This window comes from Chryseobacterium sp. Leaf404 (assembly GCF_001424145.1).
In the GTDB taxonomy this organism is placed as follows: Bacteria; Bacteroidota; Bacteroidia; order Flavobacteriales; family Weeksellaceae; genus Chryseobacterium.
On sequence record NZ_LMQM01000003.1, the window covers coordinates 62,473 to 74,954 of the forward strand.

Below are 12,482 nucleotides of genomic sequence, written 5' to 3' on the forward strand. Positions count from 1 at the left end.
AAAATAGATAGATACGCAGAGTTTGAGATCAAATTGCTTACAAAACACCTATTTAAAACAATCATTTCAAAATAAGTTGTATATTTGTAACCGTTATGGCAAGAAATGTAGAATTCAGCGAGGAACGGGCGATCGATAAAGCTATGGAAGTTTTTTGGACCAATGGGTACACGGCTACATCTATGCGTGACCTGACGGATGCTATGAGAATAAATAGTAGTAGCTTATACAATACCATTGGGGACAAACATACATTATTTATCAGGTGCTTGGAGAAATACACAGAACAACGTCAGCAAAGATTTCTTGAACTGACGCAGGGGCAGGCATCTGCACTGGAGCAGCTAAAAGATCTGATCAAAGTAGTTACGTTAAGTATAGACCAGACACCTGCTGCCTGTATGGCTATCAAAGCTTCTTTCGAGATGGCGGAACGTGATCCACAGATTCATTCGATCCTTAAAACTGATGCTGAATTTTCTTATAACCAAGTCAGAGGTTTGCTAGAAAGAGCAATAGCTGAGGGGCAGCTACATAATGATCTGGATATGGAAGCCACCGCACATTATATCGTCAACAGTTTTACTGGTTGGTACGAAATGTATATTCTAAATAAAGATAAGAAGCAGATCCAAAAGATGGGCGATTTTTTGATCAAAACCCTTCTTTAATTTTTTTTATTAAAATCTGAAACAATCATTTTAAAATACATATTAAAATTATATATATGAAATTATTAGAAAATTTGAACTGGCGTTATACCGTGAAAAAGTTCAGCAACCAAAAAGTAGATCAGGAAAAAATTGACAAGATCATTGAAGCTATCAATCTGTCTGCTTCCTCGGGTGGGTTGCAGCCTTATAGGATCTTCATTATTGAAAATAAGGAACTTCAAAAAAAATTGAGAGGAGAATCTTTTAATGCGCAGATAGAAGAAGCTTCACATGTGATCGTTTTTGCTTCCTATCATAAAATGACAAAAGGATATATTGAAGAATTCATGAATTTGAATGCTAAAGTACGCAATATGCCGATTTCTGAATTGGAAGATTACAAAAATGCATTAGAATTTTATCATCTTAATAAGACTGAAGAAGAAAGTGCTATATGGGCTGCAAAGCAAGCTTATATCGGCCTGGGTACTGCACTAATTGCAGCTGCTGAATTAAAAGTTGATGCCACACCAATGGAGGGTTTCGATTCCCAAATTGTAAACGAAGCTCTAAGTCTGGACGGAAAAAGTTTAAACAGCGTTCTGTTATTAGCCTTAGGTTACAGAGATTCAGAGAATGACTGGAATATAAAGCTTAAAAAAGTACGTCTTCCCATAGAAGAGTTTTCCACAATCATCAAATAATTTTTTTCATTTAATCTGAAACAATCATTTTAAAATTTTCGTTACATGTCAAATCAAAAATTAACTGGTAAGATTGCCCTTGTTACGGGTGGGACCAAAGGAATAGGCAAGGCTATCGCCGATCAATTAAGTGCTCAAGGAGCAACTGTGATCGTCACAGCTAGAAATGAACCTGAACTACCTGATCATGAATTTATAAAAAGTAACGTTACCAATGCGGAATCTGTCGACACGTTAGCAGAAAAGATAATTAGAAAATATGGTAAAATTGATATACTGATCAATAATGCTGGAGGCCTAACTGGTCCCGGAGGTGGTTATCAAACACCAACGGATGAGCAATGGATGAATGAATTTAATTTTAATGTATTGTCCTGTATTCGTGTAGACCGAGCTTTTATCCCAAGCATGGTCGCACAAAAAAGTGGTGTTGTCATCCATATTACAACTGTATCAGCCTATAAGCCATTTCATCAGTTCAATTTGACCTATGCTACAGTAAAATCTGCATTAAACACTTATAGTAAAGGTTTAGCTAATGAATTAGCTTCCAGTGGTGTGCGTGTTAATTTAGTTTCTCCAGGAATAATCAATACAGAAATGACAGAGCTGTTTATTGAAAATAAAGCTAAAGAAAGTAACATCTCAGTGCAGCAAACAACAAAAGAATTTATCGAATCTGCTGGAGGTATTCCAATGGGAAGAATGGCTTCTACAGATGAAGTAGCAAATGTAGTTTCATTTTTAGTGTCAGACGCTGCAAGTTATGTCACAGGTTCAAATTACTATGTGGACGGAGGCCTTTTTCCTGTTGTACAATAATGCTGAATTGATATAATAAGAAAGGTTTAAACATTAATTTAAACCTTTCTTTCCTTTTATTTTTAAGTTGATAACTAAAAATCCATTATGAATTGTCAGTAACAAAAGTATGAAATCCCTATCACACGAATCAGTAAATTTATCTAAGACTTCAAGATTTTATCAAAAGAGGAGTTGTTGGTTTTTATATTGTAATCAACTTTTTTTTAAACCTCCTGAAACTAACTCTAAAGGAATTAGTTTATCAAGCCCTAATTAATAGCATCAATCGTAGAATAATGCCAAATTCTTTCTTTCTGAGATTTTTTTTGACTTTTAATAGGCTGTTGTGCAATACCCGAAACGGAAGAAAACAAAGCAAAAAGAGACAGATTAAAAATTGATTTTTTCATAATAATAAAGGGGTAAGGTTGATTTTTAAACTTTTAGATAAACCTATTTCTTTTCATAATAATTATCCTTTCCCTCTATCCAATCTTTTCTTGCCGGACTGAAAAAATCGATATCGATGGTATCATACTCCAACGCTGTAATTGTTATCTATACACTTTTTTTCTTCTTTTTTTATCTTAGATTTCTTTAAGAGAACACAATATGAAAATAAGGTATTGGTGAATCTTATTTTGGTAGATGCGAATATTGCAATGACCTATTTTGCACGGTATGATCGCCAAAAATACTACACAATTTTTTGGGTCGAATCGATACCTGTTGTGTGGTTGATACTCATCAACATCACAACTTAAAACTAAATGTTGATAGTTTTTAAAGATTAATCTTTTGATTTATGTCTTATCAGCAATCGCAAAGAAGGATTGTTTGTCGTAAAGCTAATTACCCAATTAAGTGCTAATTTCAGACGATTACCGTAACCAACTAACGGAATGATATGAATAAATAGCCATACCAGCCACGCAAAGAAGCCTTTAAGAAATCCTCTTGGTAGATCGACAACCGCTTTATACTTCGAAATGATAGCCATACTTCCCTTGTCGTTGTATCGGAATTGAGAAGTTCTCTTACTTTGACTGATCGCTTCCAAATTTTTTGAGAGCAACAATCCTTGTTGTATTGCAACTTGTGCCAACTGAGGATGACCATTTACAAATTTACTATCATGGTTTTGGATACTCTGGTCACCGATACAAAAAATATTTTTAGTTCCGATAACCTGATTCACCTCATCAACCATAATTCGGCGTCCTCGTCCCAATATTTCAGATGAGAGTCCCGGAGCCTGTTTAGCAATAACACCGGAAGTCCAGATCAGGATCTTTGTTTCAATTGTGAAACCATCGCCAAGAATTACTTTGTTGTCAACATAATCTTTGACCAACGTATTGGTAATAATTTGTACTCCAAGATCTTCCAGAACCTTATGTGTTTCAGACTGCGCTTTTTGGCTCATAGGTCCCAACAGAGTCGGAGAACCTTCGATCAGGTATATCGTGGCTAATTTTGTAGGATCGACCTCAGGATATTCCTTATTTGAAAGATAGTTTTTCATTTCAGCAAAGACTCCCGCAAGTTCTACTCCAGTAGGTCCTCCACCGGCAATGACGATATTGACACTTTCGTTGTTTTCCGCACATTCCTCTATCGTAAGCAATACATGATTTCTCAAAGCCAAAGCATCAGGAATGGTCTTCATTGGCAGAGAGTTTTCTTCGATATTTTTATTTCCGAAAAAGTTAGATTCTGTCCCCATTGCCAGAACGAGATAATCATAATCTAATTTTGTCTTCTCTGTTTCAATGTAGTTTTCGTTTGTATTGATATTTTTTAGAGATCCCATGTGAAAACGCACATTATCATGACCCTGAAAAATTCTCCTAAAGGGATAACTGATATTTGACAGATCTATAAATGAAGATGCTACCTGATACAATAGAGGAGGAAAAAAATGATAGTTATTAACGTCGACCAACTTGATCTCAAAATTTTTGTTTTTAGATAAATTCTTTGCCAGATTCAAACCGGCAAATCCTCCTCCCACAATAACCACTTTCTTTTTCATGCAATTTTAGTAAAGATTTTAATTGATTTTAAAAGTAAATGATCAATTGATCTTTAAACATCAAAGATCTTACTTTCATGATGCAAAGTAACGTACAGAATCAGGGAAATAGAATGTGTATAAGTCGTCAGAATATGTTTAAAGGTCAGATTCCAACCGGTGTTGAGTTGGTGTCTTTCGGGTTTTCCTTTTAAAAAACTGACTGAAATGAAACTGATCTGAAAAACAAAGCTCGTCAGCAACAGACCTAACGCTATTCTGCGGATTATCCAACAGCATTTTCGCTTCCATTATGACCGCATCGTCAATATATTCCTTAGCAGATTTTCCTGTTTTCATGCTGAGCAATTGGCTCAGATATTTCGGGTTGACAGATAGCTTTTCAGAATAAAATTTCACATCTCTTCTTTGTTTGTAATTGATGGAAACCAGATTTAAAAACCGATATATCAGATCATTTTTATTAATAGAGAGGTGTTGATCATCCATATTGAAGTAAGCCATCAATTGCATTATAAATATTTGAAAAAGTAATTCACAAATATTTTGATCTTCCTTTATGTTAGAATTTTCAGCTAGTTTAGCCTGCAATGGTCGAAGAAGTGATATCATAAAGAGCACTTCGTCACCCTTAAGTTTAAAAGAAGATAAGATCTCATGGTTGAAAAAAGGATACAGTTTAAAATGCTTCTGAAAAAACACTGAATTATTGATATATTTCTCAGTAAAAAGAACAGCATAATATTGAACATCTTTTCTAACATTCAATTCCAGATTCTTTCCAGGTGGTATAATAAAGATATTATTTTTTGTCAATTTATAATCCGTCGAGTTTACCTTGACATCCAATTGCCCCTTTTTAATAATCAATATAGAAAAATGATCGGGTCTAAATGATAAAACCTCATATTGCTCCAAATTGGATTTAAATAAAACTGCGAGATTCTTTAGATTTTGTTTTAAACCTAAATGATTCAGAATTTGAGCAATTTGAAAGAAATCACTGTTTATGTCCCTCATTATTGAAATTTATAGTTAAAATAAAGTCTCAAAACTATCAAAATTAAAACATTTTCTTAAATGCAGTTGATGTTTTAAAGACTATTGAATTAAAGGTTACAAAGAGTCAAAGGTTACAAAGAGTCAAAGACTTATAATTCCCTTATATCAATAAATAAGAAAATTTGGTTTTTCAAATAAGAAAGGCACTAAACAAAGGAAACTTAGTGCCTAATCTATAATTAATGTTTTGTAAAAAGATAATTAGAACCATTCTTGGAAATGACAATTTATGAATGATTTACCGCATATAACATTCCTTTTTCACTTCCAATATTAAATTGTTTTTAGATATAAGTCCTGCAATTCCTCAGCAGAAAAAGCTTTTGAAGGAAGATTTTGAACCAATTCGCCCTGTTTCATAATTCCGATATTGGTCGCGACACTTACGGCGTTAAAGATATCGTGCGTCGCCATTAAAATGGTTCGTCCCTCTTGTCCCAATTGGCGAATAATTTCTGTAAATTCTGCGGTTGCGATCGGGTCGAGTCCACTTGTAGGTTCATCGAGAAGGAGAACTTTGGCATCTTTTGCAAGTGCGATGGCGATTCCCACTTTTTGACGCATCCCTTTTGAATAACCGCCCAAAGGTTTTTCGTGAGCGATCTCCTGTAATCCTGTACGTTTCAGTAATTCGGAAAGTTCGTTTTTGTTATAATTGAAACCTGCAATTTTAGAGAAGAAATCAAGATTTTCAATTCCGGTAAGATTTGGATACAGCAATACGGTTTCCGGGATATAAGCCAAATGTTTCTTGATCTTTTCAGGATGGTCTTTTACCGAAATATTATTGATAAAAGCATCACCCGATGTGGCCTTGATTAAACCTAAAAGAATATTGATGGTGGTACTTTTTCCGGCTCCGTTTTGTCCGAGAAGAGCGAAGATCTCACCTTCCTGAATTTCGAGATCAAGGGATTTTAATGCTATAAAATCGTTGTATTTTTTATGGAGATCGATGGTTTTTAACATAGCTTTCTGAATTTTATTTGTGAAAGGATTAGGAGTAAAGAAATGAGAATTAAATAAGGGAAAAACACTATAAAAAGATTGATTTTCTGGAGGTCATTATAGATTTTTACAGTTTGTTTCGCCCAATCAACAATGTTAGCATTGGCATTTTCAAAAATATACGGATAGAAATACAGCCTCTGTTTTTCGTGGAAATTTTTCAGACCTTGGGCATAATTTAATTGGTTTTCCATTCCTGTTTTGGCAATTTGGCTTTGAACCAATTGTGTCTGAATGTTCGGCAAAAGATAGCCTAGGTAAATGGCTGCATCATTTCTGCTTTGCATTTTAGCCTGAAATTGTTTTGAAGACCCGGCAGATTCGACATCTGCCATATGTTGCATTGCATAATACCAAGTGTAGGAATAACGAAGAAAGATTAAAAATCGAAGCTTCACGACTGAAAAATGCGTCTTACATTGTCTGTGACCTCTCTCAACCAGCTCAGCATGAGTCATTGGTAAAAGAAGTGAAGGAGAAATATCCTGATTTAAATATGGTTTTTCTTAACGCAGGTATTGCAACAAATTACACTCTGCTTGATAACGATGACGCGTTTGAAATCAGCAAAAAAGAAATGGTAACTAATTACCATCCCGTAGTTTACCTTACGCATCATTTAGAACCAATTTTGGCATCTAAGAAAAATGCGTCATTTATTATTACAACTTCAGGGGTTGCCTTTGTACCGGATATTCTGCATCCCACCTACAGCGCCACAAAAGCAGCTCTCCATAATTATATTGTGGGACTTCGTCTTGTACTTCAAAGGAAAAACTCATTGATTGAAGTTTATGAATTGATGGCGCCGTTGGTAGATTCTCCTTTTTCGAAAGCTGTAGAATCAGACTTAAAAGTGTCTCCGGAATCAGTTATTGAACAATTAATTCTTGGAATTAAAAATAAAGAATTTGAAATCAGACCAGGCTTGACGCAAGATATTTATCAGACTTATCTCCGTTCACCTGAAGAGGCTTTATTATTACTCAATAACTCGACAGGTGCATAAATTCCGTACATTTGAAACTTTGTTAAGCTGCTTATTTTTAGGCAGCTTACTTCTACATTAAAGATTACCGTGTTATGAAATCTAAACACACTCATCAATTAATTACTAAAAGTGAAAAGCTTGAAGATTTTCAGTCAACTAAACTTGCGGTAAAAAAAGAAATCAGAGATTCAACTCAGTTTCGTTTTTTCAGTTCTGCAGATTGTTTATCGGGAAATACGATTGCCTACAGAAGAAGAGATTTTTTCAAAATCAGTTTACTGGAAGGCGATTACATCGTTCATTACGGTGATGAAAGTATTAAAGTTTCCGGTTTGTCATTATCGTTTTTCAGTCCTAAAGTTCCATATACGATTGACGTACTAAAAGAAGAAAGCAATGCGGGTTATTTAATTTTTACTGATGTATTTTACGACAATTATTTTAAGCAGGGAATCAATCAATTTAGTCTTTTTCTTGAAAATGTTAAACCAATTTTTATTTTGGAAGGTGATCAGGTTAATGAAGTGAAAGATCTATTTTCAAAAATTGAAGAAATGAATCATTCAGATTATCCTCTTAGAAATGACCTGATCCGCAATTATATCAATCAGCTGTTGCATCTTGGCAACAAACTGAGTCCTGTCTCCGAAAGGAATCATCAGTTGACATCAAAAGATAGAATTTATACTATTTTCAATGAGTTGTTAGACCGTCAGTTTCCAGTAGACTTACACAATCAAAAACTTCTGCGTACAGCAAGCGAATATGCAGATTTACTAAATGTCCACGTCAATTATCTCAATCGAATCATAAAAGAAATTACAGGAAAATCTACAAGCACCCTTCTCTATGACCGGCTTTTAAAAGAAGCGATCATTCTTTTAAAACACACCAATTGGACGGTTTCAGAAATTGCTTTCAGTTTAGGATTTAAAGATGTTTCTCATTTTCATCATTTTTTTCGAAAGCAAACAGACAATACGCCTGCAAGTTTTAGAGTCCAGTAAAAGAGTTCCCTTCTTTGTCACGATTTATAATTACTCTGTTGCAATGCCCTCTGATAAAATGTTTGATTGCCGATTTTATGCTTCATCCTTATTAATAAAAAATAAAAAAACTCATCTTGTAAATGACCGATAGAAATTGTGATACCGGCAATGAAATGATCTAATAAAGTTTAATTTTTCGAGTCTGATAGTTGAGAAATTCTTTCTAGATCTTCCACCAAATGTTTCGATATCTCTTCGGTTATGGGTACAAGACCTCTGATTTTTCAGAGGTTTTTTTTTCTCATCTTTTTGTGCTCATTTCCAGACACAAAGGTTCATATTTCGATAATTAATTATTTTTCAAAGCCATTATATTTTTCGCCTATATAACCGTGCGGATTACTGATAATTTCTGTCTTTCCTATTTTATATCTCGAAGATGTGTGAATGTGCCCATGAATCCAGTACAGAGGTTGATGCAGTTCAATAAAATTTTCTAAGTTCGAAGCGTATGCAGAAGTGACAGGATCAGTTTGAAAATGTTCCGGGACAGATTTTAAGCTTGGTGCGTGATGGGTTACGACAACATTTTTCATTCCCTTAGAATTTTCCAGACTTTCTTTTAAACAATGTTTTGAGATTTGATGTATTTTAAATGTATCAATACTTCTCATCTTCGAGTAAGAGAGATCAAGTCTGATTTTCTTGTAATCGTTCATTTCAGACTGACAAAGACTTCCGTAAGCCATAGGACTCCCAAAAATAGAGAAATCTGTCCACAAAGTTGCCCCGTGAAATCTTACATCTTCAATATCAACAGAACAATCTTCCAACACAGACACTTTAGAATTTTCAGCAGCTGCTTTGATTTTATTTAAAGTTTTCGGGTAAGAACCTTTATAATACTCATGATTTCCTAAGACATAAATCACAGGTTTATCCGGAATTTTAGTTTTGATCCATTCAATTCCTCTCGTTCCTAAATCTACGTCTCCTGCCAATATCACCACATCAGCATTTTCAAAAGACAGATCAGTGGAACCAAACTCCCGATGCAGATCACTGATAATTTGAATTTTCATGTTTTAAAAATAATTTAATTTAATTAAGAATCTCAAACAAAAACTAAATTTTAAAATTAAAAATCTAAAAACCAACTCTTTAAATTTAAACATATAAAAAGTCCACTAAAAAAGTAGACTAATAAAAATATATGTTCTATCTTTGCCACCGTAATAAGGTTTAATAATGAAAATGAAGACAAAATTCAGATACAATTCAATGAGGGAGATGCACATCAGTTTTACGATGATGTACTGCTGTATGCCTTTGTATGTGGATTTTTGTGGATGAGCTTAAACTTTATTATGACATTTTTATAAAGGCTTTACCACGTTGTAGAGCCTTTTTTATTTAAAAACTATTCAGGAAACATGATAGAAATTAAAAATATATCGAAAACATTTTATCAGAAAAAACAGTCTTTCAAAGCTTTGGATGATGTAAATCTGAGTATTGAGAAAGGCGATATCGTCGGAATCATCGGATTTTCGGGAGCAGGAAAAAGCACCTTGATAAGGACCGTCAATCTTCTGGAAAGGCCTGATAACGGACAAATGATTATCAACGGAAAAGATTTCACCAAATTAAAATCAAAACAACTCGCCAAAGAGCGCAAAAAAATCGGAATGATTTTCCAGCATTTCAATTTACTTTCTTCGAGGACGGTCTTTGAAAACGTCGCACTTCCGCTGGAGCTGGACAATTTAAGCAAAGAAGAAATCAGGCAAAAGGTAAATGAACTTTTGCAGATCGTTGGACTCGAAGATAAAGCCAATGATTATCCTAAAAGCTTATCAGGAGGGCAAAAACAAAGGGTTGCCATTGCAAGGGCTTTAGCCAACGACCCGTATCTTTTGCTTTGTGATGAAGCGACAAGTGCACTCGATCCGGCAACAACGCAATCTATTCTGCAGCTTTTGAGAGATATTAACCACAGGCTTGGAATCACGATTTTGCTGATCACCCACGAAATGGAAGTCATCAAAGCGATCTGCAACCACGTTGCCGTTATTGACAAAGGACAATTAGTAACAAAAGGAACTTTGAGCGAAATTATTTCCAACAAAGACAATCCTATCATCAAACAATTTTTAAACTCAGGTGTTATGACTATACCACAGGAACTCAATAAAAAACTACAGAAAGAGCCGCAGGCCGGACTTTTTCCGCTGGTTGAAATCGAATTAAACGAAAAAATAAGCGTTGAAAAACTGCTTTCAGTGATTTATGATCAGTATAAGATTCCTTACCAGCTTCTGAAGGCTGATGTGGAATATCTGGGCGATTCCAATTTTGGCAAACTTCTTCTTCATCTGAAAGGAGAAAGCGAAGAAAACCAAAAAGCCATCTATTATTTTAATCAGAATAACATTCAAAATACTTTAAAAGGATATGCTTAGTGACACTGTAATTTCGCTCCTGTCAAAGGGAGTCTGGGAAACTGTTTACATGACTTTTGTGTCTGGATTTTTCGGTTTTGTGCTCGGTCTTCCGGTGGGAATTCTGCTTTTTGTGACTCGCAAAGGACAACTTTTAGAGAATACCATTTACAACAGAATTCTTTCGGTTTTGGTTAATATTTTCAGGTCAATTCCTTTCATTATCCTGATTGTCTGGATGATTCCTTTCACAAGATCTATCGTAGGAACTTCCATCGGAATGAATGCCGCACTGGTTCCTTTAAGCATTGGCGCAGCGCCGTTTATTGCAAGACTGGTCGAAAACAGTCTTCTGGAAATTCCAAATGGTCTGATTGAAACCGCAAGAGCTCTGGGAGCATCTCCTTTTCAGATTATAAAAAAGGTTTTGTTGCCGGAAGCCCTGCCTTCACTTATCAATAATGCAACGATTACTTTAATCACATTAGTCGGCTATTCCGCCATGGGTGGCGCTGTCGGAGCCGGTGGATTGGGACAGATCGGTTATCAGTACGGCTATATTGGCTATGATGCTTTGATTATGAATCTTGTGCTTGGACTTCTCGTGGCTTTGGTGTTCATCATTCAGTTTTCTGGAGATCGATTAGCGAAGAGGGTGGATCACAGGTGAGTTTTTGTGTGGGAGAGATAGAGGGTTTGAGCGTTTGAGCGTTTGAGCGTTCGGCAAATGTGTAGGCGACAGGATTTTTCCCATCTCACTTCTCCCATCTTCAGTCTTCCATCTCCAATCTCCCATCTCCCATCTTCCATCATCCAACACCCAACACCCAACATCCCTCACCCAGCATAACAAAAAAATAATCTACAATGAAAAAAATAAAAATTCTAAGTTTAGCAGCAGGACTGCTTTTGTTTGGAGCGTGTAATTCTCCTAAAAAAGATGATCCTAATTTCATCAAAGTAGGAATCACTTCCGGACCGGAACAAAAGATTGCCGAAACTGCCAAAAAAGTGGCAAAAGAAAAATACAATCTTGAGGTGGAACTGGTTTCATTCAATGATTATGTAGTTCCAAACGAGGCTTTGAACAACGGCGACATCGATGCAAATGCATTTCAGCACGTTCCTTATCTTGATGAGCAGTCGAAGCAGCGCGGGTATAAATTAGCTGTGATTGGAAACACCTTTGTCTACCCGATTATTGCCTATTCAAAAAAGATAAAAAGCATCAGTGAACTTCAAAACGGAAGCACGATTGTCATTCCCAACGACCCAACCAACGGCGGACGTTCTCTCCTCCTTTTGCAGAAAAATGGTTTGTTAAAATTAAAAGACGGCATCGGATTGCTACCGAAAGTTACCGACATTGCAGAAAATCCAAAACAGCTGAAAATTCTGGAAATTGAAGCTCCACAATTACCCAGAGTTCTGGATGACAAAGAAGTTGTGATTGCAATTATCAACAATAATTTTGCTGCCCAGGCAGGTTTGGATGCCGATAAAAACGGAATTTTTAAAGAAGATAAAGATTCGCCGTACATGAATGTTGTTGTTTCAAGAGAAGACAATAAAAATGCAGAAAAAGTGAAAAATTTCCTCAAAGCCTATCAGTCAAAAGAAGTGGAAGACAAAGCCAGAGAAATCTTTAAAGGTGGCGCTGTGAAGGGATGGCATTAGATATGGGTAATGAGTGATGGATAATGGGTAATAATTGATGAATGATGATTGATGATTGATGATTGATGATTGAAATTAATTTGAACACTTTTTAACCCTAAAAATTTGACAACAAAAA

Annotated in this window: 13 protein-coding genes and 1 pseudogene; 8 read left to right on the plus strand and 6 right to left on the minus strand. The window is 35.4% G+C overall.

The window, feature by feature from the left end; genetic code table 11:
• The first annotated feature begins 95 nt into the window (after positions 1-95).
• From ASG31_RS04515 to ASG31_RS04525, 3 genes are read left to right on the plus strand one after another with little or no spacing between them, the layout of a single operon-like run.
• Positions 96-671: a TetR/AcrR family transcriptional regulator gene (locus ASG31_RS04515; RefSeq protein WP_056028553.1), complete on the plus strand. Its 576-nt coding sequence runs from the start codon at positions 96-98 to the stop codon at positions 669-671.
• A 56-nt stretch (positions 672-727) separates the two neighbouring features.
• Positions 728-1,357, plus strand: a complete 630-nt coding sequence (locus ASG31_RS04520; protein ID WP_056028556.1) for a nitroreductase family protein — start codon at positions 728-730, stop codon at positions 1,355-1,357.
• Positions 1,358-1,402: 45 nt separating this feature from the next.
• A complete protein-coding gene (locus ASG31_RS04525; protein WP_056028559.1) occupies positions 1,403-2,179 on the plus strand; it encodes an oxidoreductase in 777 nt (258 codons plus the stop codon).
• Between the two features lie 772 nt (positions 2,180-2,951).
• Here the strand turns inward: ASG31_RS04525 and ASG31_RS04530 are convergent.
• The 5 genes and pseudogenes from ASG31_RS04530 to ASG31_RS04545 all read right to left on the minus strand — a co-directional run bounded on the left by ASG31_RS04530 (position 2,952) and on the right by ASG31_RS04545 (position 6,601).
• Positions 2,952-4,196: an NAD(P)/FAD-dependent oxidoreductase gene (locus ASG31_RS04530; RefSeq protein ID WP_056028562.1), complete on the minus strand. Its 1,245-nt coding sequence runs from the start codon at positions 4,194-4,196 to the stop codon at positions 2,952-2,954.
• A gap of 138 nt (positions 4,197-4,334) precedes the next feature.
• Entirely contained in the window at positions 4,335-4,700 is a 366-nt protein-coding gene (locus ASG31_RS18850) for a helix-turn-helix domain-containing protein (RefSeq protein ID WP_231433806.1), read from the minus strand.
• Between the two features lie 225 nt (positions 4,701-4,925).
• Positions 4,926-5,216, minus strand: a pseudogene (locus ASG31_RS19155) (AraC family ligand binding domain-containing protein); the annotation flags it as partial.
• Between the two features lie 315 nt (positions 5,217-5,531).
• Positions 5,532-6,227: an ABC transporter ATP-binding protein gene (locus ASG31_RS04540; RefSeq protein WP_056028568.1), complete on the minus strand. Its 696-nt coding sequence runs from the start codon at positions 6,225-6,227 to the stop codon at positions 5,532-5,534.
• Complete coding sequence (locus ASG31_RS04545; protein ID WP_157844439.1) at positions 6,221-6,601, minus strand: DUF3526 domain-containing protein; 381 nt, start codon at positions 6,599-6,601, stop codon at positions 6,221-6,223. Before ASG31_RS04545 ends, ASG31_RS04540 begins: the two co-directional genes overlap by 7 nt.
• An 8-nt stretch (positions 6,602-6,609) precedes the next feature.
• Between ASG31_RS04545 and ASG31_RS04550 the strand changes: the two genes are divergently transcribed.
• On the plus strand, positions 6,610-7,275 hold the full coding sequence (locus ASG31_RS04550) for an SDR family NAD(P)-dependent oxidoreductase (RefSeq protein WP_056028573.1): 666 nt from the start codon (positions 6,610-6,612) through the stop codon (positions 7,273-7,275).
• Positions 7,276-7,349: 74 nt separating this feature from the next.
• Entirely contained in the window at positions 7,350-8,264 is a 915-nt protein-coding gene (locus ASG31_RS04555; RefSeq protein ID WP_056028577.1) for a helix-turn-helix domain-containing protein, read from the plus strand.
• 335 nt (positions 8,265-8,599) lie between these two features.
• Here ASG31_RS04555 and ASG31_RS04560 read toward each other — a convergent pair whose 3' ends face one another.
• Complete coding sequence (locus ASG31_RS04560; protein WP_056028579.1) at positions 8,600-9,328, minus strand: metallophosphoesterase; 729 nt, start codon at positions 9,326-9,328, stop codon at positions 8,600-8,602.
• Positions 9,329-9,679: 351 nt separating this feature from the next.
• Here ASG31_RS04560 and ASG31_RS04565 point away from each other — a divergent pair, with 351 nt between their 5' ends.
• From ASG31_RS04565 to metQ, 3 genes are all read left to right on the plus strand, one after another.
• Entirely contained in the window at positions 9,680-10,708 is a 1,029-nt protein-coding gene (locus ASG31_RS04565) for a methionine ABC transporter ATP-binding protein (protein ID WP_056028582.1), read from the plus strand.
• Positions 10,701-11,357, plus strand: coding sequence for a methionine ABC transporter permease MetI (gene metI / locus ASG31_RS04570; protein ID WP_056028585.1), 657 nt, complete (start codon positions 10,701-10,703; stop codon positions 11,355-11,357). Before ASG31_RS04565 ends, metI begins: the two co-directional genes overlap by 8 nt.
• A 197-nt stretch (positions 11,358-11,554) precedes the next feature.
• The gene (gene metQ / locus ASG31_RS04575) at positions 11,555-12,364 is read left to right on the plus strand and encodes a methionine ABC transporter substrate-binding lipoprotein MetQ (RefSeq protein ID WP_056028588.1); all 810 of its coding nucleotides are present in this window, start codon (positions 11,555-11,557) and stop codon (positions 12,362-12,364) included.
• The last annotated feature ends 118 nt before the right edge of the window (positions 12,365-12,482 follow it).